The sequence below is a fragment of the Roseateles sp. L2-2 genome (genome assembly GCF_050613215.1).
In the GTDB taxonomy this organism is placed as follows: Bacteria; Pseudomonadota; Gammaproteobacteria; order Burkholderiales; family Burkholderiaceae_C; genus Roseateles; species Roseateles noduli.
On record NZ_CP192509.1, the window covers coordinates 1,434,170 to 1,460,161 of the forward strand.

Below are 25,992 nucleotides of genomic sequence, written 5' to 3' on the forward strand. Positions count from 1 at the left end.
CCTCAGAAGTCCGCGGCCAGGCTCAGGTTGAAGCTGCGTGGCTGGCCGACCACCAGGTAGCTCTGGTCGGGATAGCCGCCGGCCGAGGCCCAGTACTTGCGGTTGGTGACGTTGTCGATCCGCGCGCGCAGCGTCAGCAGCGTGCCCTGGACCTCGAACAGGTAGCGCGCGCCGGCGTCCAGGCGCGTCCAGGCCGGCACGGTCAGCCGGTTGGCGCTGTCGGCGTAGGCCTTGCCGGTGTGGACCACGCGGGCGTCCAGCGCCAGGCCCTGCAACGCGCGGACTTCCCATTCCGTGCCGAGGTTGGCCTGGATGCGGGGGATGCCCAGCGTGTACTTGCCCTCGGTGTCGGCCAGGCCGGTGCCGTGCTGCTTGGCGTCCAGCCAGGTCAGGCCGCCCAGGACCTTCACGTCGCGCGTGGCTTCGCCGAAGGCGTTCAGCTCGATGCCGCGATGGCGGTCCTCGCCCTGCGCGACGTTCTGCGCCAGCACCGCGCGCGGCTTGTCCGTCGTGAAGTACGCGGCGCCGAATCCCAGCCGGCCGCCGTCGTACTTGACGCCGACTTCCTTCTGCTTGGACTGGTAGGGCGCCAGGTCGCGGGCCGGCAGGCCGTCCTGCGCGGCCAGGCTGTCGCCCTTGTTCAGGCCCTCGATGTAGTTGCCGTAGACCGACAGCTGCTTCGTGAAGCGGTAGACCGCGCCGACGACCGGGCTGGTCTTGCTCTGGTCGTAGGTCGTGACCACGCCGCCCGGCGTGCCGAAGTCCGCGCCGTTGAAGTTCCACTGCACGCGCGGCGAGATGCTGTCCTGCTTGAGCGTCTGATGGCGCAGGCCGAGCGTCAGCAGGAAGGTGTCGTCGAACATCGACAGCGTGTCGCCGACGGCGACGCTGCGGTTGCGCACGCGCGTGTTCAGGCGCGGATCGTCCACGCTGTTGCCGATGTAGACGCCGGGCGAGAAGACCGGCAGCGGATCGGAGGTCGGGCTGTAGAGGTTGGTCGGCAGCAGGTTGCCGAAGTCCATCGCGTAGCCGTTCTTGGTGTCCAGCGAGAAGATCGAGGCGGAGACCACCCACTCGTGGCCGACCGCACCGGTGCGGAACTTGCCGCGCACGCCGGCTTCGGCGGTGTCGACGCTGTCCTTGCGGCCGTTGTCGAAGCGGTAGTAGGTGCCCGCGCCGGTGGCGGCGTTGGTGACGGTCAGGCCGGCCAGGCGGTTCTCTTCCTTGCTGCGGCGCGCACCGTAGGCGGCCCAGGCGGTGACGGTGTCGGTCAGGTCCCACTCGCCGCGCAGCGTGCCGAAGGTGTCGCGCTCGTTGGAGAAGGTCCACGGCTGCGCGAAGTTGGCCTTGTTGTCCGGCACCGACGGCATCGCCGACAGACCCTGGACGGTGACGCTCGGGCGCGTGCGGGTGAGCTGGTTGTCCTGCCAGCCGAGGTCGGCGCTCAGGCGGACGTCGCGGCTGCGCCAGTCCAGGCCCACGGCGACCACGCTGGTCTTGGCCTTCTCGTCATCGACGGCGGTGCCGCCGTCGCGGTAGGCGGCGTTGAAGCGCACGCCCGTCGCCTTGTCCGGACCGAAACGGCGCGCCACGTCCACCGCCGCGCCGCCCGAGCCGCCGCTGCCCGTGTTCACCGTCAGGCGCGTCAGCGGTTCCACCGGCGCCCGCTTGGGCAGCAGGCTGATGTTGCCGCCGATGCCGCTGCCGCTGGGGCTCGCGCCCATCAGGAAGGCGGACGCACCGCGCAGCACCTCGACGCGCTCGAACAGCTCCGACGCGATGTACTGGCGCGGCAGCAGGCTGTAGAGGCCGTTGTAGGCGACGTCGTCCGAATTCAGGATGAAGCCGCGGATGAAGTAGGCCTCCTGGAAGTTGCCGAAGCCGCGGGCGGCGCGCACGCCCGGGTCGTTCTGGAGCACCTCGGCCACGCTCTTGGCCTGGCGGTCCTGGATCAGCTCGTTGGTGTAGGCGGTGATGGAGAACGGCGTCTCCATGTTGTCCTTGGTGCCCAGGATGCCGGCGCGGCCGCCGCGCGCGACCTGGCCGCCTGCGTAGGCCTTGGACAGGCCCTGCTTGTCCGCGGTGGCGCTGACGGTCACGGCCGGCAGCTGGGACGGGCCGCCGTCCTTGTTCTCGTCCTTGCTGGCGTCCTTCTGCTGGGCCTCCTGGGCGAAGGCGACGGGGGCGGCGAGGCCGGACAGACCGAGGGCGATGGCGAGCGCCAACGGGCGCAGGGAGAGGTGATTCATGGGACGGGGACCTTGCGGGAGTTCTTCTTGGGAGCGAAAACGGCTGGGGAGCGGCCAGGGAGCGGCTGCAAAAGCGGTAAGGGACGAGGCGAGGCGCTCAGCGCGCCTTCTGCGGACGCCAGGCGTACCAGGCGATGACGGCCACCGGCACGCCCAGGCCGACCCAGGACCAGGCGTCGCCCCACTCGTCGGAGACCAGCGCGGTCAGCAGGCCGGAGGTGCTGAGCACGCCCAGCGCGATCGGCCAGGTCCAGAGACGGCGGGATTCACGGCGGGATTCACGGCGGGAATCGGGAGACAGCATCGGACGGCGTCCAGTTTGCAAATAACAACGATTCGCATTCTATGGCGAAGCGCCGCTTGGCGTGGCAGGCGCCACCGTGGATCGGGGAGGAAATGAAAGCGCTGCCGCCCCGGCGGGGCGGGGCGGCGAGGGAAAACGGAGGGAGGGGCGTCGCCCCTTGGGCCTTACACCGTCGCGCGGGCCACGGCGGCTGGGTTGAGGCGTTCGGCGCGCGCCGCGTCCTGGCGGGCCAGGTACTGGTGGATGCTGGCGACGACCTGCGCGCCTTCGCCGATCGCGCCGCCGACGCGCTTCACCGAGCCCGACCGCACGTCGCCGACCGCGAACACGCCGGGGATGCTGGATTCCAGCGGCTCCGGCTTGTACTCGGACAGCGGGCAGGCGCAGGCGCGGCCCGTGATGATGAAGCCGGCCTGGTCGAGTTCCAGTCCGCATTCGGCGATCACGCCGGTTTCCGGCTCGGCGCCGATGAACATGAACAGGTGCTGCAGCGCGAGGCGCTTCTCCTGGCCGTTGCGACGGTCGCGCCAGGTCACCGCTTCGAGCGCGTCGCCGCCTTCGAGTTCCTTGAGCTCCTGGTGCGGCTGCAGTTCGATGTTGGCCGTGCCCTGGATGCGGTCGATCAGGTAGCGCGACATCGTCGCCGCCAGTCCCGGACCGCGGATCAGCATGATGACCTTGGCCGCGTGGTTGGAGAGGAACACCGCCGCCTGTCCCGCCGAGTTCCCGCCGCCGACGATGACCACCGTCTGCCGGCTGCAGATGCGGGCCTCGATCGGCGAGGCCCAGTACCAGACGCCGCGGCCTTCGAAGCGCGTCAGCGCGTCGATCTCCGGACGGCGGTAGCGCGCGCCGGTGGCGATGACCGCGGTGCGGGCGCGTACCTTGCGGCCGTCCTCCAGCGACAGATGGAGTTCGTCCTCCATGCCCTGGCGCTCGCAGCTCATCTCGGTGACCTTGGCGGGGATCAGCATGTCCGCGCCGAACTTCTGGGCCTGGACGAAGGCTCTGCCCGCCAGCGCCTGGCCGGAGATGCCGGTCGGGAAGCCGAGGTAGTTCTCGATGCGCGAGCTGGCCCCGGCCTGGCCGCCGAACGAGCGGCAGTCCAGCACCAGCACCGACAGTCCTTCCGAGGCCGCGTACACCGCCGACGACAGGCCCGCCGGGCCCGCGCCGATGATGGCGACGTCGTAGAGCTCGGTGCGCTCGCGCATGTCGACGATGCCCATGCAGCGCGCGACCTCGTCGTCGGTCGGATCGACCAGCACCTCGCCGCCGGGGCAGATGACCAGCATCTGCACGCCGTCGGTCATGTACTGGTCGGCGAGCGCCTTGGCGTCCTCGTTCTGGTCGGGTTCCAGCTGCTGGTGCGGGTAGCCGTTGCGGCCCAGGAAGCTGCGCAGGCGCATCACCGGCGCGGACTTGCCGCGGCCGATCAGCGTCGCGCCGCTGGCGCCGGCCTCGATCAGGCCGACGCGGCGCAGGATGAAGGCGCGCGTCAGGCGTTCGCCCAGGTCGGCCTCGCCGATCAGCAGCGCGCGCAGCTGCGGCGGGCTGACGTCGACGGCCTCGACCTCGGTCTCGGCGATCGCGTCGATGAAGGAGGGCCGGCCGCTGAGCTGGCCGACCTCGCCCAGGAAGCCGCCGGGCCCGTGCCGGTGGATGGGCGTCACGTGGCCGAGGCTGTCGCGCTGCGACACGGTGATCTCGCCGCTGAGGATCAGGATCATGCCCATGCCGCTGTCGCCGGCGCGCACGACCCACTCGCCCTGGGCATAGCGCCGGAACCGGCCGAATCGCGCGACGCGCGCGATGTCGGCGACCCCGAGCGCGGGGAACATCTGGGCACCGCGCGTGTCGACGATGCTGGGCTGCTGGACCTGGACCATGGAATCTCCTTGCGCGCACCCTAACCGACGCCCGTGTCAGCGGCAAGCGCCGGAAGAGGGACCTGCGGGTCCCCCGTCTTCATCCCCCGGACTCTGGCACCATGGCGGCCACTTCCCCACTCCACGATCCGACGCCGGATCCCGCGCCATGGACCTGCCTTCCCACCAACTCACCATGACGGTGCTGATGACGCCGGACATGGCCAACTTCTCCGGCAACGTGCACGGCGGCACCATCCTGAAGCTGCTCGACCAGGTCGCCTACGCCTGCGCCAGCCGGTACGCGGGTCGCTATACGGTGACGCTGTCGGTGGACCAGGTGATGTTCCGCCAGCCGATCCACGTCGGGGAACTGGTCAGCTTCCTGGCGTCGGTGAACTACGCGGGCACCTCGTCGATGGAGATCGGCATCAAGGTCGTCACCGAGAACATCCGCGACCAGGTGGTGCGCCACGCCAACAGCTGCTTCTTCACGATGGTGGCGGTGGGCGAGGACGGGCGCCCCGTCCCGGTGCCCCCGCGCACGCCGTCGACGCCCGACGAGAAGCGCCGCTGGGAAGCGGCGCTGGAGCGCAAGAAGCTGCGCCAGGAGTTGCAGAAGCGCCACGACGAGTTGCGCAGTTCGTCGCTGCCGGGGTGAACGTCGGTCGCGTCGACCGTCCCGGTCGTGTCCTTCAGTCGATGAGGTAGAAGCGCCGGCCCATCGTCTGGTTGGCCTCTTTCAGGGTCTCGATGAGGCTTGCCCGGCGGGCGGGCGGAAGCGAGTCCAACTCGGCGCGACTGACATGGATCTCCTTCACATCCCGATCGAACCGGATGCGTCCGTAGATCTGGGCCTCGATGTAGTTGTTCGCACCGCCTGAGCCGTAGCCCGCCGGGATCGGTCCGGGCAGGCCGTCCGCCGCCCTGCACAGGTGCTTCAGGCAGTTGTAGCCGATGCGGTCTTCCTGTGCGTGGGCCACCAGACGGGGAAAGTGCTTCGAGGTGCACACCTTGTCCGGCGTGACGGCATCGCGCAGGAAGCGGGTGGCGAAGCTGTCCACCGGCGTGAAGGTGGCGATGTCCTTCATGTGATCGGCGAGGACCAGGAAAGACCCGCCATAGTGCCGCGCACCGCCACGCGGGCCATCGAGGAAGTCCAGCGCCGCGTACAGCGGTCGGCTGCTGGGCTGGAACCAGCGCTGTCGCCGTGTGGCGTCGGAGTCCGATTCGAAGCGGCCGTACTGGCGGAGCGGACTGCCGTTCAACGCGCGCCGCATGCCCAGCGCGTGCTCCTCCATCTGCGCTCGACCCACCGAATAGCCCGGAGGCTGACCGGGCGATTCGCCGAGGGCAAAGCAGTTCAGATACTCGCCCCGCTTGAACCACTCCGACCCGAGGAGCCGTTCCGCACGGAAGTTGATGGTCAGGCGCGACGCCTGCAGCCGGGACACCACGCGGTCCAGCAACGCTTCGGCCTGCGCGGCGCCGCCGGCGCGGCCGCGAAGGCGGCGTGAGGCCGCGCGCCAGTCCGCCTCGACCGTGCGTTCGCAATCCTGACGGACATGGTCCAGCGCCTGCGCCCGGAACTGCTCGCCGAGCTGTTCGCGCTGCTCCGGCGTGAGGTCTTCCGGCGGGCGGAACGCCAGCGGTCGAGGGGTAGGGCCGTCGTCCACCCAGACGAAGTCGTCGACGGTCGGTTCGACATCGACAAGAACGAAGTCGCCGCACTCAGTATCTCCATCGGGTGGGTCGGAGATCGGCGAGGGCGATGACGGGGCAGTGGTGTGAATCGGCGGCATGGCTGAGAGGGATCGGAAAGTCCCCCTCAGTGGTCAAGCGGACCGCATCGGTGCGCTGGCGTGATGCAACCGTACGCTTCCCGGCAATACCGTCATCCGCGCAGTTGCGCGGGATCGAGGTACTGCTGCCGGAAGGTCTCGAAGTCGATGGTGTCCGCCGCCTCGATCGCGGCCTGCGCTTCCAGCGAGGCGCGCGCCGACTGGTCGAAGCGCGTCATCAGGCCGTCGGGTAGCGGCTGCTCCAGCACATGGCGGCGGGAGGCTTCGGACTGCGCCGCGACGAAGGCCAGGTGCGAGGACGCGTGCTGCGCGCGCATCGCCGCCAGCACGCGGGCCGACGGCAGCTGATCCGGATCGTCCCAGCGTTCGACCGCCTGCGCGAGCGCCTCGCGGTACAGGGAGCCGCCCAGCGTCGCGTCCACCTTGTGGGCGATCGGTGCGAATTCGGCCAGCAGCTCGCGGCCCCAGTCGCGCAGCGAGACCTCGCCGCCGCGGCGCTCCAGCTTCAGGCCGGGTTCGCGGCCTGCGGAGGCGGTGCGATGCTGGTTGCGCGCCAGCGCGCCCAGCTCTTCCGGCGTGTCGTTCGGGCTGTCGGTCAGCCAGCAATGCAGCAGGAAGAGGTCGAGGAAGCGCATCGTGCTCGCCGCGATGCCGACCGGTTCGAACGGGTCCAGGTCCATGCAGCGGACCTCGATGTACTCGACGCCGCGCTCGCGCAGCGCGTGCAACGGGCGTTCGCCCGAGCGGATCGTGCGCTTGGGGCGGATCGTGCCGTAGAACTCGTTCTCGATCTGCAGCAGCGTGGTCGACAGCTGGTTGTACTCGCCGCCCGGATTGACGACGCCGACCTTCTCATAGGCGGCGTACGGCCGCGTCAGCGCGTCCTGCAGCGAGGCGGCATAACCGTCGATGCTGTTGTAGCTGACCGCCAGCGACGCCTGCGCGTCGCTCTGGTAGCCGAGCCGGCCCATGCGCAGCGAGGTGCCGTAGGGCATGTGCAGCGTGCCGTCGACCAGCGGCTGCAGGCCGTGCTCGCGGCCGGCGACGAAGCTCGCGCACAGCGCCGGCGAGGCGCCGAACAGCGTCAGCAGCAGGAAGGAATGGCGGCGGAAGTTGCGGATCAGCGCAAAGTGGTCCGCGTTGTCCAGACCCGGCATCGACCAGTTGTAGTGGATGCCGGAAATCGTCTGCATGCGCCGGCCGTAGCGGTGGCCCAGGCCCATGCGGTAGACGCTCTTGGCGCGGCCGATGTTGGAGGCGCCGTAACGGCCGATCGGGATGGTCTCGTCGGCGGGCAGCAGGCAGGGCATGCTCGACGCCCACATCAACTCGTTGCCCAGACAGCGGTAGACGGCCTGGTGGATCTCGGTGAGCTGGCGTTCGCAGTCCTCGGCGGTCGGATGCACGCCGGTGATCAGCTCCAGCTGCGATTCGCTGAAGTCGGTCGTGACGGTTTCATGCGTCAGCGCGGAACCGAGCGCCGTCGGATGCGGCGTCAGCGCCAGGGAGCCGCCGCTCGGTTGCGCGCGCAGGCTTTCCTTCTCCACGCCGCGGCGCATGCCCGCCAGACGGGCCGGATCCAGGGCCTCCAGTCGCTTCAACCAATCGTTCAAATGCCGCTCCTCGTTCACTGTGGGCGCGCAAGTTACCAGAAGTGCACGAAACCCGCTTGACTTGGATTTATGTGATTTGTGCTAGCCCTGCGTAGGGCAAAAGGCGGTCCAGCAAGGGTTCTCCATGAGCGGAGGTGACAGGGAGGATGTTAAGCCGCAGTGCCCAGTCGCCGGCGGGTTCGGCGGAGCTGCTGGTCCGAGCTGAAACCGGCGGCCAGCGCTGCCTGGGCCGGGCGCACGCCGCGCTGGAGTTCCCGTCGCGCCAGTTCGAGCCGGATCGCGCGCAGGTAGTCCAGCGGCGTGGTGCCGCCGTGCTGGGTGAAGAGCCGCGTGAGGTGCCGGGGCGTGACATGCGCGACCTCGGCCATGCGGGCCAGGCTCCAGTCGGCGCGCGGGTCGCCGCAGACCGCGTCCTGCACCCGGTGCAGCCCGGGGTGCAGGTGGTGGCGGTTCGCCAGCATCGGCGAAAGCTCCGGATCCTGCGCGCCGCGGCGCAGGTAGACGACCATCACCTGCGCGACCGAGGCGGCGATCGCCTCGCCGCAGTGTTCGGCGATCAGCGCCAGCACCAGGTCGATGCCGGCCGTGATGCCGGCACTGCTGGCCAGCGGTCCGTCGAGCACGAACACGCGGTTGGCCTGGACGTCGGCGCGCGGGGCGGCGTCCCGCAGCGCGTCCAGCGCCTCGTGGTGGGTGGTGCAGCGGCGGCCGTCGAGCAGCCCGGCCCGCGCCGCCAGCAGCGCGCCGGCGCAGATGCTCAGCAGCCGGCCCTGGCCGCCGGCCAGCAGCGCCGTGCCTTCGCGGTGCAGCCAGCGCTCGATGCGCAGTTCTTCTTCCCGATCGCCGGTGTCAGGCGGCGGATCGTCCGGATGCGGATGCCGCCGGCCGCTCAGGATCAGCCAATCCCGCTGGCCGAGCACCGGCAGCGGCTCCAGCGCGGCGAGCGTCAACCCCACCGAGGTCGAGGCCGAATCGCTCGCGGCGCAATAGCGCAGCCGGAACGCCTCCGGCTCGCCGCGCCGACGCAGCGCCTGGTTCGCGAGCCGCAGTGCCTCCGCGGCGCCGGCCAGGTCCAGCAGCAGGGTGTGGCGCTCGACCAGGATCCAGACGTCGATGAGGGCGGCCTCGGCGTCGGTCCTGGTGCGGGAAGCCGGAGGAGCATCGGAAAAGGACATCGCGGACATCACCGCAGTATGCGCTCAGGCGGCGCGGGACAGCGCCTGCTCGACAGTCACGATGTCGGCGAAGCGGCCCTGCAAGGCGACCTCGGTGCGCAGCTTGAGGTCGGCCACGCCCACCACGACGCCGCTGGCGTGCGGGATCGGGAAGGTGTGCGTCGCCTCGGTCACGTAGTCGACGGTCCAGCCTTCGTCGCTGGCGTGGCGGGTGGTCGTCTCGCAGCACTGCTCGGTGCGGATGCCGGCGACGATCAGGCGGCGGATGCCGTGCTCGGTCAGCCAGATGGACAGGCCGGTGCCGACCAGGGCGCTGTGACGATGCTTGAGGAACTCGGCGGCGATGGGCACCTGCGCGAGGCCGTCCAGCGGACGGACATGGCCGCTGACCATCGAGAACGGGTTGTCCGCCGTCTCCGGGCCGTCGCTGTGGAGGATGCGGATGATCGGCAGGCCGCGGGCGGCCGCGCCGTCGAGCAGGGCGTTGGTGCGTTCCTGGAAGGCGGGCCAGGTGGCCTCGTCCCAGTAGGGGCGATGGCGGAAGGACTCCTGGACGTCGATCAGCAGGACGGCGGTCGTGGGGGCAGCGTTCGGGGCGGTGGTCATCGAGGACTCCATCGGTGGGTTGATGGTTGTCATCGTGCCGGCGAGTGCGCTCGCCGTCGCGCCGCCGCTGGACCAGTCGCGGTCAAATCAGGACATCGGTCCTGCCACGACCGCAGCCCTCACCCCCGCCCTCTCCCGCAAGCGGGAGAGGGAGTGAGAATGCACCGAGACTACCCGATGGTTCCCGCTCTCACCTGTAGGCGCGGCACCCCTTTTACTCCCTCTCCCGCTTGCGGGAGAGGGCAGGGGTGAGGGCCAGCGGCCTCTCGCGGTCCTCAGTCCTCGCGCGTGGTGCGCTGCGCCAGCGGCAGCTTCGCCTCGACGTCCAGGGCGTCCCAGCCCTTGCGGCCGATGCGGCGCAGCGTCTCGATGTTGGCCTCGTAGATCGCGTCCGTGTCCGGCATGGTCTCGACGGCGCGTTCGATGCTCTCCTCGCGCAACAGATGCAGCGTGGGGTAGGGCGACCGGTTGCTGAAGTTGTCGACGTCGTCCGCGTCGGTGCCGTCGAACTGGTAGTCCGGATGGAAGCTCGCCACCTGCAGCACGCCGTCCAGGTCCAGGTCCTCGACCAGCGCATCCGCGGCGCCGAGGAAGTCGTTGAAGTCCAGGAAGTCGTTCAGCACCCAGGGATGGACCACCAGCGTGGTCTCGGTCTCGTCGGGATCTGCGCGGTTGAGCGACAGCAGCTCGTGCGCCAGATCCTTGAGCAGGTCTTCCGGCGTGCGCGCCGCGCTGACCACGGTACGGAGCCGTTGGTTGACCTCGACGCTCTTGGCGAAGGGGCACAGGTTCAGGCCGATCACCGCCCGCTGCAGCCAGCGGTGGGTGTCGTCGAGGACGGTCTTTTCCTGGTCGGGCGCAATCGGTGCGGTCATCGGGCGGGGGGGCTGGACGTTGTCTGGCTGGAAAGGACGGAGGGGGCCATGGCCCCGGCGCTCAGGCCTTCGCGGGCCGGGGCTGCTTGAACCAGGCGTCGACCAGCCGGGCCCACATCGAGCCGCCCAGCGGGATCAGCTCGTCGTTGAAGTCATAGCTCGGGTTGTGCAGCATGCAGGGGCCCAGGCCGTGGCCGCCCTCGCGGTGGCTGCCGTCGCCGTTGCCGATCAGGAAATAGCAGCCCGGCACCGCCTGCAGGTAGTAGCTGAAGTCTTCCGCGCCCATGGTGGGCTCGAACTCCTGCACGTTGGGCGCGCCCAGCATCTCGGTCAGCACGCCGCGCACGAACTCGGTCTCGGCGGCGTGGTTGATCGTCGGCGGGTAGTTGCGGTGGAAGGAGAACTCGCACTCGACCTCGAAGGCGTCGCCCGTGGCCGCGGTGATCTGCTTCATGCGGCGCTCGATCAGGTCCAGCGTCTCCAGCGTGAAGGTGCGGACGGTGCCCTGCAGCTCGCAGCTTTCCGGAATGACGTTGGTGGCCTCGCCGGCGTGGATCATCGTCACCGAGATCACGGCCGCGTCGATCGGCCGCTTGTTGCGGGTGATGATGGTCTGGTAGGCCTGCACCAGGTGCGCCGCCACCACCACCGGGTCCGTGCCCAGGTGCGGCATCGCGCCGTGCGCGCCCTTGCCCTTGATGCGGACCTTGAACTCGTTGCTCGACGCGAAGACCGGTCCGCTCTTGAGCGCGAACTGCCCGGCCGCCATGCCCGGCCAGTTGTGGATGCCGAACATGGCCTCCATCGGGAACTTGGTGAACAGGCCGTCCTTGATCATCTCGCGCGCGCCGCCGCCGCCTTCCTCCGCCGGCTGGAAGACGACGTAGACGGTGCCGTCGAAGTCGCGATTCGCCGCCAGGTGCTTGGCGCCGGCCAGCAGCATCGCGGTATGGCCGTCGTGGCCGCACGCGTGCATCTTGCCGGGGTGCTTGCTGGCGTGGGCGAAGGTGTTGTGCTCGGTGATGGGGAGCGCGTCGATGTCGGCGCGCAGGCCCAGCGTACGGCCGCTGGCGCCGCCGTCACGGCCTTTGATGATGCCGACCACGCCGGTCTTGCCCAGGCCGCGGTGGATCTCGATGCCCCAGTCGGTCAGGGCTTTTGCGACCACGTCGGCGGTGCGGTCCTCGTGGAAGCAGAGCTCCGGATGCGCGTGCAGGTCGCGTCGCAGCTTGGCGATGGCCGGGGCGTCGGCCAGGATGGGTTCGATCAGCTTCATGTGCGGGCACTCCGATGTCGTCGCGACAGCGTCGGGCTTGCCGCGGGCCAGAAAGGCCGCGGCGCCGCTCAGGGCGGCGCCGCTGTGGTCGGACCAGTGTACCCGTGGGGCCGGAGGACCGCCGCCGCCGGCGTGCGATCCTGGGCCCGGGTCTGCCCGGGGGAGGGCAGGTCAGCGCTTCACGCGCCCGTCGTTGGTCAGCATCGTCATCTCGACGAAGCTGGAGCCGACATGCTTGTTGGGCTTGAAGTTCACGTTGAAGCCGCCGACGTTGTAGTTCGACAGGGTGTCGAGCGCCGCGACCAGGCCGTCGCGGGTCGGGCGGGTCATGCGGCGGATGCCTTCGCTGATGACCTTGGCGCCGATGTAGCCCTCGATGGCGGTGTAGTTGAACTTCTGGCCGGCCTTGGTGGCGGCCTGCTGGTACTCGTGGACCACGCCGACCTGCGAGCCGAACGGGTAGGGCATGACCTGGCTGACGACCACGCCCATCGCGTCCTTGCCGAGCTCGTCCAGCAGCGACTGCGTGCCCACGAAGGACACGTTGTAGAACACGCCGCCGTAGCCGGCCTTGCGGGCCGCGCGGATGAAGGCGGCGCAGCTCTTGTAGGCGCTGATCATGACGATGGCTTCGGGCGGCGAGCCGCTCTGCACCAGGTCCTTGACGGCCTTGGCCACGTCGATGCTGTTGCGCTCGACGGTGGACATGGCCTGCGGCTGCAGCGCCAGCGGCTTCATCGCGCGCAGCACGCCGTCCAGGCCGGCCTTGCCGTAGGCGTCGTTCTGGTGGAAGACCGAGATGCGCATCAGGCCCAGCTGGGTCAGCTGCTTCACGATCAGGGCGGTCTCGTCGTAGTACGAGGCCCGCACGTGGTAGACCCACGGGCTGAACGGGTCGCGCAGCACTTCGGCGCCGGTGAAGGGGGCGACGAAGGGGATCTTCGCCTGGTTGACCAGCGGCAGCGCGGCCACCGAGGTCGGCGTGCCGACGTAGCCGAACAGCGCGAACACATCGTCGGCGATCAGCTTCTCGGTGTTGGCCTTGCAGCGGTCGGGCTCGTAGCCGTCGTCCAGCGTGCGCAGTTCGATGGTGGTGCCGTTGATGCCGCCGGCGGCGTTCTGGGCGTCGAAGAACAGCTTGGCGCCGGCCTGCATCTGGATGCCCAGCTGGGCGGCGGCGCCGGTCAGCGGTGCCGACTGGCCCAGCACCAGGCGTTTGCCTTGTGCGCGGACGGCCGACGGGATGGGCAGGGTGGCGAGCGCGCCCAGGGCGCTGGCGGAGGCGAGAAGTTGGCGGCGATCCAAAGGGGACTCCCAGAGGGGGTTCGAATTGATATTGTGGCGTCCGCCGGAGGAAGGCAAGCGCGCCAGGAGACTCGACACGACCTATTTCGGCCTCCTGGCCTGCGAGCTTAGCGGTTCGTGTGTCCAGCGTTGTCGCTCTCTCGGGTAAGAAATCGCAAGGGTGTGGCGCCTGTGCAATAGTTGACGCATGTCGTCCGTGCTCTCTGAACCCGTCGTGAACTCCCCGCCACAGGCCGCCGACCGCGGCACGCGAATCGTCAAGGGCGCCTGCCCGCACGATTGCCCGGACACCTGCGCGCTGCGCATCACGGTCGAGGACGGCAGGGTCGTGAAGGTCCAGGGCCAGCCCGAGCATCCGAGCACACACGGCGCGCTGTGCACGAAGGTGTCGCGCTATCCGGAGCGGACCTATCACCAGGAGCGCGTGCTGCATCCGCTCAAGCGTGTCAGCGCGAAGCATGAGCCGCCGCGTTTCGAGCGCATCGGCTGGGAGCAGGCGATCGCCGAGATCGCCGGCCGGCTGAGCGCCATCGCGGCGCGCGACCCGCAGGCCATCCTGCCCTACAGCTATGCCGGCACGATGGGGATGCTGCAGGGCGAGGCGATGGCGGGCCGCTTCTTCAACCGATTGGGCGCGTCCTGCCTGGACCGCACCATCTGCGCATCGGCGGGCGGCGCGGGGCTGGCGGCGACCTACGGGCACAAGGTCGGCATGCACCTGCCGCATTTCGCGGAGTCCCGGCTGATCGTGATCTGGGGCAGCAACTCGATCGCCTCCAACCTGCATTTCTGGACCTACGCGAACCAGGCCAAGCGCGCCGGCGCGAAGCTGGTCTGCATCGATCCGCGCAAGACGGAGACCGCCGACAAGTGCCACCAGCACCTGGCGCTGCTGCCGGGTACGGACGGCGCGCTGGCGCTGGGGTTGATGCATGAGTTGATCGCCAACGACTGGCTCGGTCACGACTACCTCTTCCGGCATGTTGACGGCTGGGAGGAATTGAGGACGCGGGCGCTCGAGTGGCCGCCGGAACGCACCGCGGCCGAATGCGGACTGACGGCGGACGAGGTCCGCGGTCTGGCCCGGGACTACGGGACGCTGGCCCCGGCCGCGATCCGGCTGAACTACGGCATGCAGCGCGTACGCGGCGGCGGCAACGCGGTGCGTCTGATCGCGCTGCTGCCGTGCCTGACCGGCGCCTGGCGCCATCGCGCGGGCGGGTTGCTGCTGTCGAGCTCGGGCTGGTTCGCGCCCTTCAAGAATCCGACGCTGGAACGCCCGGACCTACGCGGCGGTCGCCCCTCGCGGACCATCAACATGAGCACGATCGGCGACGACCTGCTGCGCGAGGCGTCGCCCGCGTTCGGTCCGAAGGTCGAAGCGCTGATCGTCTACAACAGCAACCCCGTCGCGGTGGCGCCGGAGTCACCGAAGGTGGTGGCGGGATTCGAGCGCGAGGACCTGCTGACGGTGGTGCTGGAGCACTTCATGACGGACACGGCCGACCTGGCCGACTACGTGCTGCCGGCGACGACGCAGATGGAGCACCTCGACATCCACACCAGCTACGGCCACACGGACGTGCTGCTGAACGAACCGGCGATCGCGCCGCTCGGCGAGGCGCGCCCGAACACGCAGATCTTCCGGGACCTCGCCGCGGCGATGGGCTTCGACGAGCCCGCCTTCCACGACGATGACGAGGCGCTGCTGCGCCAGTCCTTCCGCGACGACGTCGATCTGGCGCAGCTGCGCGAGCGCGGCTGGTTCAAGCTGCCGCTGGCGGAGGCGCCGTTCGCCGAGGGTGGCTTCCCGTCGGCCGACGGCAAGGCCGATGCGCGCGGTGCGGACTACGTGCCCAACTACGAGAGCCGCACCAGCGACCCGGCGCTGGCGGCGCGTTATCCGCTGGCGATGATCTCGCCGCCGGCGCGCAACCACCTGAACAGCACTTTCGTGAACGTGAAGAGCCTGCGCGACATCGAAGGCGAGCAGGTGCTGGAAATGAGCGCCGGCGACGCCGCTGCGCGCGGGCTGACCGACGGCCAACGGGTGCGCGTGTTCAACGACCGCGGCAGCTACGCGTGCCGGCTGGACGTGAGCCCGCGGGCGCGGGAGGGCGTCGTCCACGGCCTGGGCATCTGGTGGCGCAAGCTGGGCGCGGACGGGCGCAACGTCAACGAGGTGACCCACCAGCGGCTCACCGACCTGGGCCGCGCACCGTGCTTCTACGATTGCCTGGTCGAGGTGAGCGCGGCATGACGAAGCGCGCGCGACGACTGCTGCTGATCCTGCTGGCCGCGCCGCTGCTGCTGGCGATGACGGCGCTGGGCGGCTGCGCCCAGCTGTCGTACTACGGGCAGTCTCTGTCGGGGCACCTGTCGCTGGTGCGTTCGGCCAAGCCCGTCGACGACTGGCTGGGTCAGCAGGACCTCGACCCCGAGGTGCGCAAGCAGCTGGAGCTGTCCAAGTCGTTGCGCAACTACGCCTCCTCGGAGCTGAAGCTCCCGGACAACGACAGCTACCGCCGCTACGCCGATCTGAAGCGCGGCTCGGCGGTATGGAACGTCGTCGCGACGCCGGAACTGAGCCTGCAGCTCAAGACCTGGTGCTACCCGATCATGGGCTGCGCCGGCTACCGCGGCTACTTCGACCCGAACGACGCGCGCGAGCTGGCGCAGGCGCTGCGCAAGGAGGGCTTCGAGCCCTACGTCTACGGCGTGCCGGCGTATTCGTCGCTGGGCTGGAGCAACTGGCTGGGCGGCGATCCGCTGCTGAACACCTTCATCCGCTACCCCGAGGCGCAGCTGGCGCGGATGATCTTCCACGAGCTGGCTCATCAGGTCGCGTACGCGAACGACGACACGGCGTTCAACGAAAGTTTCGCGACGGCCGTCGAGCAGATCGGCGTGGGGCGCTGGCTGAAGGACCGGCCGGAGGCGCTGCGCGACGACGAGCAGTCGCGTCGCCGCCAGGACGAGATCCAGGTCTTGCTCAAGGCGACGCGGGACCAGCTGCAGGAGGTGTTCCGCAGCACGGCGAGCGACGAGGAGAAGCGCGCCGGCAAGGCCGCGGCCTTCGCGAAGCTGCGCGCGGATTACGAGGCGATCAAGCGCGACCGCTGGAGCGGTGACACGCGGTTCGATCGCTGGGTGCTGGGCCTGAACACGCCGGCGCTGGCGATCCAGGGCAGCTACACGGACCTGGTCCCGGACTTCGTCCGGCTCTTTGAGCGGCAAGGCGCGGACTGGCCGCGCTTCTATGCCGAAGTGCAGCGGCTGGCGAAGCTGCCGAAGGACGAGCGCAGGGCGGAGTTGGCGCGCTGAGCCGCGCGGCATCGCGGTTTGCAAAGCCGGTGCCAGAAACAACAAAGCCGCCCTTGCGAGGCGGCCTCATGGGCTGACCGGCGCGGGCGCCGGCACTTGAGGTCTTACTTCAGGCCTTCGACCAGATCGATGTAGTCCTGCATCGCCTCGTCGTTGGTCTTGCCTTCGAGGGCCTTCCACGCGTCCCACTTGGCGCGGTTGACGAAGTCCGTCATGCCGGGGCGGTCGCCCTCGACGTCGCCGGCGCTGGCCTGCTTGAACAGCGCGTACAGCTTCAGCAGCGTCTGGTTGTCCGGGCGCTCGGGCAGATTCTTGGAATCGGCGACGGCGGCGTCGAATTGGTCCTTCAGGCTCATGGTGTGTCTCCCGTGGCGGTGAGCAGGGCGTCCCGTTGGCGACAATCGGGACGGACGGCCGCGATGTTACCCACCCCACCCCCACGTTCGGACTGGGGTCGCCTCTCTAGATGAAGGATGATCCGGCTTCATCGCCCCGTCACTCATCCCGTCCCCCCGTTCCGTCGATCGCCTTCCTCTTCGCACAGTCCGTCCAGGAGACCGCATTGCCCACCCCCGCCGCGTCCAGATCTGCTCCCCCGCGTAGCGCCAAGCCCAAGTCATCGGAGGCCGCCTCCGCAACGCGTGCGCCCGCCGCGAAGACGGTGGGCAAGGCTGCCGGGAACGGAAAAGGGAACGGAAAAGGGAATGGGAAAGGAAACGGGAAGGGCACGGAGACCGGGGGCGTCGAGCGTCCTGACGGCCTGCCGCAGGGCGCCGAGCCGATGTCCAAGGTCGACACCGCCTGGCTGCGCCTGGACACCGAAGCCAACCGCATGATCATCCACGGCGTGCTGCTGCTGAAGCCGCATGTCACCCTCGATGACTTGCGCGCGCGCGTCGCCGAACGGCTGCTGCGCTTCCCGCGCTTCCGGCAGCGCGTCGTCGAGGCCGGCGACCGCGCCTGGTGGGTCGAGGACGCCCAAGTCGACATCACGCGCCATGTCGTGCCCGAGACCCTGAACCGCCGCCGCGGACGTCCGCTCGAAGGCGCGTTGCAGGATCGTCTGGCCGATCTCGCCGCCGAGCCGCTCGACCCTGCGCGCCCGCTCTGGCAGCTGCATCTGATCGAGCATTACGACGGCAGCAGCGCGCTCATCGCGCGCGTGCATCACTGCATCGCCGACGGCATCGCGCTGATCGCGGTGCTGCTGTCGATCACCGACGGTGGCGTCGTGCCGCCGGCCTTGCCGACAGCGAAGCCAGGCAAGTCGGGAAGGGCTGGAACGGGCAAGGTCGCAAATGCGGCGGTCGATGACGCCGCCGAGCCCGAATGGCTCGCCGATGCAATGGTCAAGCCGATCAACGCCTGGACCGTGCGTGAGATCCAGGAACACGCGGGATCCGGGCAACCGGAGGCTTCGCCGGCGGAGCGCCTGGGCAAGCAGGTCCTCAAGGACGCCGCCGCGCTGACCGACGCGCCGGACGACGCGAAGACGCGGCTCAAGGGCAAGGCCGGTCGCGCCAAGCGCGTCGCCTGGGGCGCGCCGCTGCCGCTCGATGCAGTGAAGGCGGTCGGCAAGTCGATGAACGTCTCGGTCAACGACGTGCTGCTGAACTGCGTTGCCGGGGCGCTCGGGCTCTACCTGCGCGAACACGGCGACGACACCCAGGGCCAGGAGATCCGGGCGCTGGTGCCGGTGAACCTACGCCCGCTGGAGACGGCCTGGCAGTTGGGCAACCGCTTCGGCATGGTGCCACTGCCGCTGCCGATCGGCATCACGAATCCGGTCAAGCGGCTCTACGCCGTGCATGCGCAGACGCAGGCGCTGAAGAACAGCCTGCAGCCGGCCTTGGCGATGGGCCTGATGGCGACGTCGGGGTCGGTGGAGAAGGCGGCCCAGCGCGCGATGCTGAAGACGCTGTCGCGCAAGGCGACGGCGCTGATGACCAACGTGCCGGGGCCGGCCCAGGCCCTGCAACTGTGCGGCTCCGCCGTGGAGCGCGTGATGTTCTGGGCGCCGCAGGCGGGTGACATGAGCCTGGGCATCAGCATCCTGACCTACGCCGGCCAGGTGCAGTTCGGGCTGATCGCCGATGCCGGCCTGTGCCCCGATCCGGAGCGCATCGTGGCCCACTTCGGGCCCGAGTTTCAGCAGCTGCTCACGCTCGCGCTGATGCTGCCGTGGGAGGTCAAGGACTGACCCCGGCGCAGCGGATCCCGGCCCGCGGCCACGGACACCGCGCCATGCAAAACGCCGCCCGAGGGCGGCGTTCGTCATTCCGGAAACCGGCGTTCCGAAATCACTTGGCGGCGGAGGACTTCTTGGCCGGCTGCGGACGGCCCGCGGCGGTCGGGTAGGCGGACATCACGCGGACCGGGTCGGCGCTGGCCAGGTACTCGGCGTACTGGGTCTGGCCGCAGGAGACGGCCTGGCCGCTGGTGGCTTCGCCGCGGTACTCGCCGCGGTTGTAGACGAAGCGGTACTCGTTGGCGGCGGCGGCCTGCTCGAACTTCACGGCGTGCTGGCTGGCGCACTCGGCGCGCAGGGCCTTGGCGTCGGCGTTCTCGGCGGTGGCGGCGTGGGCCATCGGGGCGATCAGGGCCAGCAGGGCGGCGGTGGTCAGGATGCGCTTCATGGAATCGGTCCCTTGGTGTCGGTGAATACGATATCCCTAATTTATAGGGTGTCGTTTTCCGCCGCCAACCGCGACCAGGGGGTCCGGCTTCGCACGAATCCAGGGTTTGTTCGGAGGACCGCGACCAGTCGCGGTGTTAGCGGGCGTCTTCTTCAGCGCGAACTTCGGCGCCTTCCTTGACGCGTTCCTTGGCGTGTCCGCCAGCCGGGGTCAGGCCGTGCCGCCGCCCGCCTGCGGCTGGTACTTCCCCGCCAACTGGAACAGGTGGTCGCGCGAGGTCGGTTCCAGGTAGGGCAGCAGCAGTCCCAGCACGTGGAAGGCGCCGCGCATCAGCGCCTCGCCGGCGCGGTCGGGCTCCAGCGCGTTGCGCGGATCGCGCACGTATTCGTAGCTCAGCCAGTAGCTCAGCAGCACCACCATCGCGTTGGCCGTCGGCACCGCCTCGCGGACCTGCATCGTCAGCGCGCCGCTGGCCTGCAGGCCCCCCAGCATCCCCACCATCGCCTGCGTCTTCTGCTCCAGCACGTGCTGGAAGTGCGTCTCCAGCTTGCGGTTCTTCGACAGCAGGTCGTTGAGGTCGCGGTACAGGAAGCGGTGCTGCCAGATCAGCTCGAACAGCATGTGGAAGAACAGCCAGGCGTCCTCCACGTTGCGCACGTTGCCCACCGCCCCCAGCAGCTCCGACAAGGCCTTGTCGTAGCGGTTGAAGAGCGCGTTGATCAGCTCGTCCTTGGCCGGGTAGTGGTAGTACAAGTTGCCGGGCGAAATGCCGAGCTCCGCCGAGATCAGCGTCGTGGACACGTTCGGCTCGCCGAAGCGGTTGAACAGGTCCAGCGTGACTTCGAGGATGCGTTCGGCGGTGCGGCGCGGCTTCTTGGTGGCCATGGGCCCAGGGGCGTTGAGGGTGGGGGAGGTGGGCCATTCTGTCATGACCCCAGGCCAGCGCGGGCCGGGCCCGCTGCCTACAATCGCCGCCCATGCCCGCAAGCCCCCCACAACAGTCGGCCGCCATGCCCGCGCCGGCCGGCGGTCCGCCCGCCCTGCGTTTCAGCAACGTCAGCAAGACCTACCGCGACGGCCAGTTCCGCGCGCTGGACGGCGTCAGCTTCGACATCCAGCCCGGCGAGTTCTTCGGTCTGCTCGGCCCCAACGGCGCCGGCAAGACCAGCCTGATCAGCATCCTCGCCGGCCTCTCGCGCGCCAGCGGGGGGCAGGTCTCGGTGCTCGGCCATGACGTCGTCGACGACTATGCCGAGGCCCGCAAGAAGCTCGGCATCGTGCCGCAGGAACTGGTCTTCGACCCGTTCTTCAGCGTGCGCGAGACGCTGCGCATCCAGTCCGGCTACTTCGGCGTGCGCAACAACGACGACTGGATCGATGAGCTGCTGCTCAACCTCGGTCTGGCCGACAAGGCCCACAACAACATGCGCCAGCTCTCGGGCGGCATGAAGCGCCGGGTGCTGGTCGCCCAGGCGCTGGTGCACCGCCCGCCGGTCATCGTGCTGGACGAGCCCACCGCCGGCGTCGACGTCGAACTGCGCCAGACGCTGTGGCAGTTCATCGCGCGCCTGAACCGCGAAGGCCACACCGTCCTCCTGACCACGCACTATCTGGAAGAGGCCGAAGCGCTCTGCCACCGCATCGCGATGCTGAAGCAGGGCAAGATCGTCGCGCTCAACCGCACGTCGGAGCTGCTCGCGGGCACCGCGTCCACGATGCTGCAGTTCAAGACCGACTCGGCGCTGCCGCTGTCCCTGTCCGAACGCGCCCGCAGCACCGGCCGCATCGTCCAGATCACCGCGCACGACGCGGCCGAGGTCGAACAGATCCTCGCCACGCTGCGCGAAGCCGCCGTCCCCATCGAAGACCTGGAGATCGGCCGCGCCGACCTCGAAGACGTCTTCCTCGAAATCATGCAGGGGAACCGCACATGAGCGCGAGTCACTTCCCGATCCGCCTCGAAGGCGCCCGCACGCTCTTCTACAAGGAAGTCCTGCGCTTCTGGAAGGTCGGCTTCCAGACCGTCGGCGCCCCGGTGCTGACCGCCGTGCTGTACCTGCTGGTCTTCGGCCACGTGCTGGAGGACCATGTGAAGGTCTACGGCACCGTCGGCTACACCAGCTTCCTCATCCCCGGCCTGGTGATGATGAGCGTGCTGCAGAACGCCTTCGCCAACAGTTCGTCCTCGCTGATCCAGAGCAAGATCACGGGCAACCTGGTGTTCCTGCTGGTCACGCCGCTCTCGCACTGGGCCTGGTTCCTGGCTTATGCCGGCGCGTCCATCCTGCGCGGGCTGATGGTCGGCGCGGGCGTGTTCGTCGCCACTGTGTGGTTCGCACCGCCGGGCATGGCCAACCCGCTGTGGGTGCTGGCCTTCGCCATCCTGGGCGCCGGGCTGATGGGCTCGCTGGGCCTGATCGCCGGCCTGTGGGCGGAGAAGTTCGACCAGATGGCCGCCTTCCAGAACTTCATCGTCATGCCGATGACCTTCCTGTCGGGCGTCTTCTACTCGGTGCACTCGCTGCCCCCGTTCTGGCAGGGGGTCAGCCACCTGAACCCGTTCTTCTACATGATCGACGGCTTCCGCCACGGCTTCTTCGGCGTCAGCGACGTCTCGCCCTGGGTCAGCCTGGGCGTCGTCGCCATCGCGTTCGCGGCGGTCGCCGCCATCGCGCTGGAACTGCTGCGCCGCGGCTACAAGATCCGCCACTGAGCGATCTCTCCGGCCGGGCGACGCAAGCCCGGCCTCTCGAATCACGAAACCGGGCGCTGGGAGCGTCCGGGAAGCACCCGGGTAGAATCCCGCTCCATCATGGCCGATCCGACCCCCGCAGAAGTCCAGAGCTACATCGCCCAGGGTCTCGCTTGCAGCGAGCTCCAGGTCGAGGGCGACGGACGCCATTTCTTCGCGACGATCGTGTCGGCCGAGTTCGAGGGCCTGAGCCGGATCAAGCGCCACCAGCGCGTGTACCAGGCGCTGGGCGATCGCATGCGCGAGCAGATCCACGCGCTGTCGATGAAGACGCTGACCCCCGACGAATTCGCGCAGCAAGGCACCGCGCACCACCATCACTGACAGCCACCCGGCCTGCAGGCGGGTGGCGGTGTGTCCCCGTCCGGTGAACCCGCTGCCGTCCTCCTGAACCTCCCGAGGCCATTGCCCGAGGCGCTTCCCGACGAAGCGCGCGTTCACCGAGGACCCCGCATGATCACCCTGGCACTTTCCAAGGGCCGCATCTTCGAAGAGACCCTGCCGCTGCTGGCCGCCGCCGGCATCCAGGTGCTCGAAGACCCGGACAGCTCCCGCAAGCTGATCCTCCCGACCAACCAGGCCGACGTCCGCGTCGTGCTCGTGCGCGCGACCGACGTCCCGACCTACGTCGAGTACGGCGGCGCCGACATCGGCGTGGCCGGCCGCGACGTGCTGATCGAGCACGGCGGCGCGGGCCTGTACCAGCCGCTGGACCTGCGCATCGCGGCCTGCCGCATGAGCGTCGCCGTGCGCGACGACTTCGATTACGACCACGCCGTCCGCCAGGGTTCGCGGCTGCGCGTGGCGACCAAGTACACCACCATCGCGCGCCAGCATTTCGCCGACAAGGGCGTGCACGTGGACCTGATCAAGCTCTACGGCTCGATGGAGCTCGCGCCGCTGACGGGTCTGGCCGATGCCATCGTCGACCTGGTCTCCACCGGCAGCACGCTCAAGGCCAACCGCCTGGTCGAGGTCGAACGGATCATGGAGATCTCCTCGCGGCTGGTCGTCAACCAGGCGGCGCTCAAGCTCAAGCGCGAGGCGCTCAAGCCGCTGATCGACGCGATCGCTTCCGCCATTCCCGCCGCCTGAACTGCCGCCCGCACTGGGGCCGCGAGCGCCTCCCGGAGTACTGACATGACGACGTCCCTTCGCACCCTCAACACCGCCGATGCCGACTTCGAGGCCCAGTTCCAGCGCGTGCTGCACTGGTCGGCCGAGACTGACGCCGCGATCGAGACCCGTGTCGCCGAGATCCTGGCCGACGTGCGCGTCCGCGGCGATGCGGCGGTGCTCGACTACACCGCCCGCTTCGACGGCCTGCAGGCGGAATCGCTCGCGTCCCTGGAATTGACCCGCGAGGAACTGAAGGCCGCCTTCGACGGCCTGCCCGCCGAGCAGGCGCAGGCGCTGACGCAAGCCGCGGCGCGGGTGCGCAGCTATCACGAACGCCAGAAGCAGGCCTGCGGCGAGAGCTGGAGCTATCGCGACGAGGACGGCACGCTGCTGGGCCAGAAGGTCACGCCGCTGGACCGTGTCGGCATCTACGTGCCCGGCGGCAAGGCTGCCTATCCGTCGAGCGTGCTGATGAACGCCATCCCGGCGCAGGTCGCCGGCGTGCCCGAGATCGTCATGGTCGTGCCGACGCCGCGCGGCGAGAAGAACCCGCTGGTGCTGGCGGCGGCCTACGTCGCCGGCGTGCACCGTGCCTTCACCATCGGCGGCGCGCAGGCGGTGGCCGCGCTCGCCTACGGCACCGCGACGGTGCCGCGCGTCGACAAGATCACCGGTCCGGGCAACGCCTACGTCGCCAGCGCCAAGAAGAACGTCTTCGGCCAGGTCGGCATCGACATGATCGCGGGCCCGAGCGAGATCCTCGTGCTGGCCGACGGCACCACGCCGCCGGACTGGGTCGCGATGGACCTCTTCAGCCAGGCCGAGCACGACGAGATGGCGCAGAGCATCCTGCTGTGCCCGGACGCCGGCTACATCGCCCAGGTCCGCGAGGCGATCGAGCGACTCCTGCCCGGCATGCCGCGCAAGGACGTGATCCGTGCGTCGCTGGAAGGGCGGGGCGCGCTCATCCAGACGCGGTCGATGGAGGAAGCCTGCGAGATCAGCAACCGCATCGCCCCGGAGCACCTGGAAGTCTCCAGCGCCGACCCGCACCGCTGGGAGCCGCTGCTGCGCCACGCGGGCGCGATCTTCCTCGGCGCCTACACGAGCGAATCGCTCGGCGACTACTGCGCCGGGCCGAACCACGTGCTGCCGACCTCGGGCACGGCGCGCTTCTCCTCCCCGCTGGGCGTCTACGATTTCCAGAAGCGCTCCAGCCTGATCGAGGTCAGCGAAGCCGGCGCCCAGGTGCTCGGCCCGATCGCCGCGACCCTCGCGTACGGCGAGGGCCTGCAGGCGCATGCGCAGGCGGCGGAGTTCCGCCTCAAGCGCTGACGGATGTCACGCGCCGGCGCAGGGCAAACCCTGGGCTGCGGATAAACCGCCACATTCCCCGCCGTTTCGCGGTTCGCCCTTTCGTGCGAAGGGCCTAGCATGCTTCACATCTCCATAACAGGATGGCCAAGCATGAAGGTCTCAGATCTGCGCGTCGGGGTACGCATCTCCCTGGGGTTCGCGGCCGTGCTGCTGGCCACCGTGCTGGTGGGCGTCGTCGCGATCAGCCGCATCCAGGTGATCCAGGGCAACGTGGAGGAAATGAGTTCCGACTGGATTCCCTCCATCAACGCCGTGAACGCCTTGCGCGGTCAGCTCAACGAGTTGCGCCGGGCCGAGATGGCGATGTGCCTGAAGGACGTGGTCCTGGAGGTCGAGCAGGAGCAGGAGCGCATCAAGACGCTGCGCGAGAAGACCCTGCCCGAACTGGCCAAGAACTACGAGGCGGAGATTTCCTCCGCCGAGGAAGGCGCCCAGTGGAAGGACGCCAAGGACAAGTACGCGGCCTTCACCGCCGTCCAGGACAAGCTGGTCGCCGCGCGCAAGGCCGGCAACCGCGGCGAGTACCTGTCCACGGTCACCGGCGAGTCCGGCAAGGCTTTCGGCGACCTGATGGCGTCGGTGCAGAAGCTGGTCGACATCAACACCGCCGGCGCGCAGGCCAGCGTCGAGGAATCGCGGGCGGCCTACAAGGCGGTGCTGACGACCATGGTGGTGCTGATCGTCGCCGCGCTGGCCGCCGGCGGCGTCCTGGCCTTCTACCTGACCCGCAGCACGGTGCGTCCGCTCACGGCCATGGTGGGCGTGGCCAGCCGCGTCGCCGAGGGCGACCTGACCGTGGACATCGACACCACGCGTCGTGACGAACTGGGCCAACTGGCTCAGGCCTTGTCGACCATGCAGGGCGCGTTGAACCGGTCCTTGTCGGCGGTGCGCACCAGTGCCGAGAGCATCGCCATGTCCAGCGCGGAGGTCGCCGCCGGCAGCAGCGACCTGTCGGCGCGGACTGAACAGATGGCGTCGAGCCTCGAAGAGACCTCGGCCACGATGCATGCGCTGACCGACACGGTCCGTCTGAATGCCGACTCCACGCGGCAGGCCAGCCAGCTCGCACTCAATGCCAGCCAGGTCGCCGATCGCGGCGGTGTGGTCGTGTCCGAGGTGGTCAGCACGATGGACCAGATCAACGCGTCCTCGCGCAAGATCTCCGACATCATCGGCACGATCGACGGCATCGCCTTCCAGACCAACATCCTCGCCCTGAATGCAGCGGTCGAAGCCGCCCGCGCGGGTGAGCAGGGGCGCGGATTCGCGGTGGTGGCGAGCGAGGTCCGTTCGCTGGCCCAGCGCAGCGCCGAGGCGGCCAAGGAGATCAAGACCCTGATCGGTGCCAGCGTCGAGCGTGTCGATGCGGGGTCACGTCTTGTCAGCGATGCTGGCGAGACCATGCGCGAGATCGTCTCCGCGGTACAGCGCGTGACGGACATCATCCAGGAGATTTCCTCCGCCACGCAGGAGCAGAGCACCAGCCTGATGGAGGTCGGACAGGCCGTCCAGCGTCTGGACGAGGTCACCCAGCAGAACGCTGCGCTGGTCGAGGAATCTTCCGCCGCTTCCGAGTCCCTCCGCGAGCAGGCGGGCAGCCTGCAGCACGTTGTCGCGCAGTTCCGCCTGCACGCCTGACGCAGTCAAAGAACCGGAGGCAGCGAGTCTCCGTGGGGCCGGAATGGTGCTGGGGGTTCCCGGAGGGATG

Annotated in this window: 23 protein-coding genes; 10 read left to right on the forward strand and 13 right to left on the reverse strand. The window is 69.2% G+C overall.

What is annotated here, in order from left to right; genetic code table 11:
* Positions 1-2: 2 nt before the first annotated feature.
* The 3 genes from ACQZ13_RS06545 to ACQZ13_RS06555 form a co-directional block, all read right to left on the reverse strand.
* Positions 3-2,249 (reverse strand): TonB-dependent receptor, encoded by a 2,247-nt coding sequence (locus tag ACQZ13_RS06545; RefSeq protein WP_431050401.1) that lies wholly within the window; start codon positions 2,247-2,249, stop codon positions 3-5.
* Between the two features lie 97 nt (positions 2,250-2,346).
* On the reverse strand, positions 2,347-2,553 hold the full coding sequence (locus ACQZ13_RS06550; protein WP_431050402.1) for a hypothetical protein: 207 nt from the start codon (positions 2,551-2,553) through the stop codon (positions 2,347-2,349).
* A 164-nt stretch (positions 2,554-2,717) separates the two neighbouring features.
* Positions 2,718-4,442, reverse strand: coding sequence for an FAD-dependent oxidoreductase (locus ACQZ13_RS06555; RefSeq protein WP_431050403.1), 1,725 nt, complete (start codon positions 4,440-4,442; stop codon positions 2,718-2,720).
* A gap of 148 nt (positions 4,443-4,590) precedes the next feature.
* Between ACQZ13_RS06555 and ACQZ13_RS06560 the strand changes: the two genes are divergently transcribed.
* On the forward strand, positions 4,591-5,082 hold the full coding sequence (locus tag ACQZ13_RS06560; protein ID WP_088408444.1) for an acyl-CoA thioesterase: 492 nt from the start codon (positions 4,591-4,593) through the stop codon (positions 5,080-5,082).
* Positions 5,083-5,116: 34 nt separating this feature from the next.
* On the opposite strand, the gene ACQZ13_RS06565 is transcribed toward ACQZ13_RS06560, so the two are convergent.
* The 7 genes from ACQZ13_RS06565 to ACQZ13_RS06595 form a co-directional block, all read right to left on the reverse strand.
* Positions 5,117-6,223, reverse strand: coding sequence for a DUF3626 domain-containing protein (locus ACQZ13_RS06565; protein WP_431050404.1), 1,107 nt, complete (start codon positions 6,221-6,223; stop codon positions 5,117-5,119).
* A 92-nt stretch (positions 6,224-6,315) separates the two neighbouring features.
* Positions 6,316-7,782, reverse strand: a complete 1,467-nt coding sequence (gene gshA, locus ACQZ13_RS06570) for a glutamate--cysteine ligase (protein ID WP_431053151.1) — start codon at positions 7,780-7,782, stop codon at positions 6,316-6,318.
* Positions 7,783-7,985: 203 nt separating this feature from the next.
* The gene (locus ACQZ13_RS06575) at positions 7,986-9,011 is read right to left on the reverse strand and encodes a GlxA family transcriptional regulator (protein WP_431050405.1); all 1,026 of its coding nucleotides are present in this window, start codon (positions 9,009-9,011) and stop codon (positions 7,986-7,988) included.
* Between the two features lie 24 nt (positions 9,012-9,035).
* The gene (locus ACQZ13_RS06580; protein ID WP_431050406.1) at positions 9,036-9,617 is read right to left on the reverse strand and encodes a cysteine hydrolase family protein; all 582 of its coding nucleotides are present in this window, start codon (positions 9,615-9,617) and stop codon (positions 9,036-9,038) included.
* A gap of 275 nt (positions 9,618-9,892) precedes the next feature.
* Positions 9,893-10,492, reverse strand: a complete 600-nt coding sequence (locus tag ACQZ13_RS06585) for a DUF1415 domain-containing protein (protein ID WP_431050407.1) — start codon at positions 10,490-10,492, stop codon at positions 9,893-9,895.
* Between the two features lie 61 nt (positions 10,493-10,553).
* Positions 10,554-11,768 (reverse strand): M20 aminoacylase family protein, encoded by a 1,215-nt coding sequence (locus tag ACQZ13_RS06590; RefSeq protein WP_431050408.1) that lies wholly within the window; start codon positions 11,766-11,768, stop codon positions 10,554-10,556.
* 171 nt (positions 11,769-11,939) lie between these two features.
* Complete coding sequence (locus ACQZ13_RS06595; protein WP_431050409.1) at positions 11,940-13,073, reverse strand: ABC transporter substrate-binding protein; 1,134 nt, start codon at positions 13,071-13,073, stop codon at positions 11,940-11,942.
* 187 nt (positions 13,074-13,260) lie between these two features.
* Between ACQZ13_RS06595 and ACQZ13_RS06600 the strand changes: the two genes are divergently transcribed.
* Together ACQZ13_RS06600 and ACQZ13_RS06605 are read left to right on the forward strand one after the other, a co-directional pair.
* Positions 13,261-15,333 (forward strand): molybdopterin-containing oxidoreductase family protein, encoded by a 2,073-nt coding sequence (locus tag ACQZ13_RS06600; protein WP_431050410.1) that lies wholly within the window; start codon positions 13,261-13,263, stop codon positions 15,331-15,333.
* Positions 15,330-16,397, forward strand: coding sequence for an aminopeptidase (locus ACQZ13_RS06605; RefSeq protein ID WP_431050411.1), 1,068 nt, complete (start codon positions 15,330-15,332; stop codon positions 16,395-16,397). Before ACQZ13_RS06600 ends, ACQZ13_RS06605 begins: the two co-directional genes overlap by 4 nt.
* Positions 16,398-16,501: 104 nt before the next feature.
* Here the strand turns inward: ACQZ13_RS06605 and ACQZ13_RS06610 are convergent, their stop codons facing one another.
* Complete coding sequence (locus ACQZ13_RS06610) at positions 16,502-16,753, reverse strand: acyl-CoA-binding protein (RefSeq protein WP_088408435.1); 252 nt, start codon at positions 16,751-16,753, stop codon at positions 16,502-16,504.
* A gap of 425 nt (positions 16,754-17,178) precedes the next feature.
* On the opposite strand from ACQZ13_RS06610, the gene ACQZ13_RS06615 reads away from it, so the two are divergent.
* Positions 17,179-18,597 carry a wax ester/triacylglycerol synthase family O-acyltransferase gene (locus ACQZ13_RS06615; protein WP_431050412.1) on the forward strand — a complete coding sequence of 473 codons (1,419 nt, stop codon included), beginning with the start codon at positions 17,179-17,181 and terminating at the stop codon, positions 18,595-18,597.
* Between the two features lie 100 nt (positions 18,598-18,697).
* Here the strand turns inward: ACQZ13_RS06615 and ACQZ13_RS06620 are convergent, their stop codons facing one another.
* Both ACQZ13_RS06620 and ACQZ13_RS06625 read right to left on the reverse strand, forming a co-directional pair.
* Positions 18,698-19,033 (reverse strand): hypothetical protein, encoded by a 336-nt coding sequence (locus ACQZ13_RS06620; RefSeq protein WP_431050413.1) that lies wholly within the window; start codon positions 19,031-19,033, stop codon positions 18,698-18,700.
* 210 nt (positions 19,034-19,243) lie between these two features.
* Positions 19,244-19,918, reverse strand: coding sequence for a TetR/AcrR family transcriptional regulator (locus tag ACQZ13_RS06625; protein ID WP_431050414.1), 675 nt, complete (start codon positions 19,916-19,918; stop codon positions 19,244-19,246).
* 92 nt (positions 19,919-20,010) lie between these two features.
* Here ACQZ13_RS06625 and ACQZ13_RS06630 point away from each other — a divergent pair, with 92 nt between their 5' ends.
* The 6 genes from ACQZ13_RS06630 (at position 20,011) to ACQZ13_RS06655 (ending at position 25,922) form a co-directional block, all read left to right on the forward strand.
* Positions 20,011-20,967, forward strand: coding sequence for an ABC transporter ATP-binding protein (locus ACQZ13_RS06630; protein ID WP_431050415.1), 957 nt, complete (start codon positions 20,011-20,013; stop codon positions 20,965-20,967).
* Positions 20,964-21,746, forward strand: coding sequence for an ABC transporter permease (locus ACQZ13_RS06635; protein ID WP_431050416.1), 783 nt, complete (start codon positions 20,964-20,966; stop codon positions 21,744-21,746). Before ACQZ13_RS06630 ends, ACQZ13_RS06635 begins: the two co-directional genes overlap by 4 nt.
* Positions 21,747-21,845: 99 nt before the next feature.
* Complete coding sequence (locus ACQZ13_RS06640) at positions 21,846-22,109, forward strand: BolA family protein (protein WP_088408428.1); 264 nt, start codon at positions 21,846-21,848, stop codon at positions 22,107-22,109.
* A gap of 129 nt (positions 22,110-22,238) precedes the next feature.
* Positions 22,239-22,880 carry an ATP phosphoribosyltransferase gene (gene hisG / locus ACQZ13_RS06645; RefSeq protein WP_431050417.1) on the forward strand — a complete coding sequence of 214 codons (642 nt, stop codon included), beginning with the start codon at positions 22,239-22,241 and terminating at the stop codon, positions 22,878-22,880.
* 45 nt (positions 22,881-22,925) lie between these two features.
* Positions 22,926-24,239 carry a histidinol dehydrogenase gene (gene hisD, locus ACQZ13_RS06650; RefSeq protein WP_431050418.1) on the forward strand — a complete coding sequence of 438 codons (1,314 nt, stop codon included), beginning with the start codon at positions 22,926-22,928 and terminating at the stop codon, positions 24,237-24,239.
* A gap of 132 nt (positions 24,240-24,371) precedes the next feature.
* The gene (locus ACQZ13_RS06655) at positions 24,372-25,922 is read left to right on the forward strand and encodes a methyl-accepting chemotaxis protein (RefSeq protein WP_431050419.1); all 1,551 of its coding nucleotides are present in this window, start codon (positions 24,372-24,374) and stop codon (positions 25,920-25,922) included.
* Positions 25,923-25,992: the final 70 nt, after the last annotated feature.

Excerpts from the sequence above, each read along its gene's own strand:
- ACQZ13_RS06545 (WP_431050401.1), bottom strand. The coding sequence starts at position 2,249 with ATGAATCACCTCTCCCTGCGCCCGTTGGCGCTCGCCATCGCCCTCGGT.
- ACQZ13_RS06550 (WP_431050402.1), bottom strand. The coding sequence starts at position 2,553 with ATGCTGTCTCCCGATTCCCGCCGTGAATCCCGCCGTGAATCCCGCCGT.
- ACQZ13_RS06555 (WP_431050403.1), bottom strand. The coding sequence starts at position 4,442 with ATGGTCCAGGTCCAGCAGCCCAGCATCGTCGACACGCGCGGTGCCCAG.
- ACQZ13_RS06560 (WP_088408444.1), top strand. The coding sequence starts at position 4,591 with ATGGACCTGCCTTCCCACCAACTCACCATGACGGTGCTGATGACGCCG.
- ACQZ13_RS06565 (WP_431050404.1), bottom strand. The coding sequence starts at position 6,223 with ATGCCGCCGATTCACACCACTGCCCCGTCATCGCCCTCGCCGATCTCC.
- gshA (WP_431053151.1), bottom strand. The coding sequence starts at position 7,782 with ATGCGCCGCGGCGTGGAGAAGGAAAGCCTGCGCGCGCAACCGAGCGGC.
- ACQZ13_RS06575 (WP_431050405.1), bottom strand. The coding sequence starts at position 9,011 with ATGTCCTTTTCCGATGCTCCTCCGGCTTCCCGCACCAGGACCGACGCC.
- ACQZ13_RS06580 (WP_431050406.1), bottom strand. The coding sequence starts at position 9,617 with ATGACCACCGCCCCGAACGCTGCCCCCACGACCGCCGTCCTGCTGATC.
- ACQZ13_RS06585 (WP_431050407.1), bottom strand. The coding sequence starts at position 10,492 with ATGACCGCACCGATTGCGCCCGACCAGGAAAAGACCGTCCTCGACGAC.
- ACQZ13_RS06590 (WP_431050408.1), bottom strand. The coding sequence starts at position 11,768 with ATGAAGCTGATCGAACCCATCCTGGCCGACGCCCCGGCCATCGCCAAG.
- ACQZ13_RS06600 (WP_431050410.1), top strand. The coding sequence starts at position 13,261 with ATGTCGTCCGTGCTCTCTGAACCCGTCGTGAACTCCCCGCCACAGGCC.
- ACQZ13_RS06605 (WP_431050411.1), top strand. The coding sequence starts at position 15,330 with ATGACGAAGCGCGCGCGACGACTGCTGCTGATCCTGCTGGCCGCGCCG.
- ACQZ13_RS06610 (WP_088408435.1), bottom strand. The coding sequence starts at position 16,753 with ATGAGCCTGAAGGACCAATTCGACGCCGCCGTCGCCGATTCCAAGAAT.
- ACQZ13_RS06615 (WP_431050412.1), top strand. The coding sequence starts at position 17,179 with ATGTCCAAGGTCGACACCGCCTGGCTGCGCCTGGACACCGAAGCCAAC.
- ACQZ13_RS06620 (WP_431050413.1), bottom strand. The coding sequence starts at position 19,033 with ATGAAGCGCATCCTGACCACCGCCGCCCTGCTGGCCCTGATCGCCCCG.
- ACQZ13_RS06625 (WP_431050414.1), bottom strand. The coding sequence starts at position 19,918 with ATGGCCACCAAGAAGCCGCGCCGCACCGCCGAACGCATCCTCGAAGTC.
- ACQZ13_RS06630 (WP_431050415.1), top strand. The coding sequence starts at position 20,011 with ATGCCCGCAAGCCCCCCACAACAGTCGGCCGCCATGCCCGCGCCGGCC.
- ACQZ13_RS06635 (WP_431050416.1), top strand. The coding sequence starts at position 20,964 with ATGAGCGCGAGTCACTTCCCGATCCGCCTCGAAGGCGCCCGCACGCTC.
- ACQZ13_RS06640 (WP_088408428.1), top strand. The coding sequence starts at position 21,846 with ATGGCCGATCCGACCCCCGCAGAAGTCCAGAGCTACATCGCCCAGGGT.
- hisG (WP_431050417.1), top strand. The coding sequence starts at position 22,239 with ATGATCACCCTGGCACTTTCCAAGGGCCGCATCTTCGAAGAGACCCTG.
- hisD (WP_431050418.1), top strand. The coding sequence starts at position 22,926 with ATGACGACGTCCCTTCGCACCCTCAACACCGCCGATGCCGACTTCGAG.
- ACQZ13_RS06655 (WP_431050419.1), top strand. The coding sequence starts at position 24,372 with ATGAAGGTCTCAGATCTGCGCGTCGGGGTACGCATCTCCCTGGGGTTC.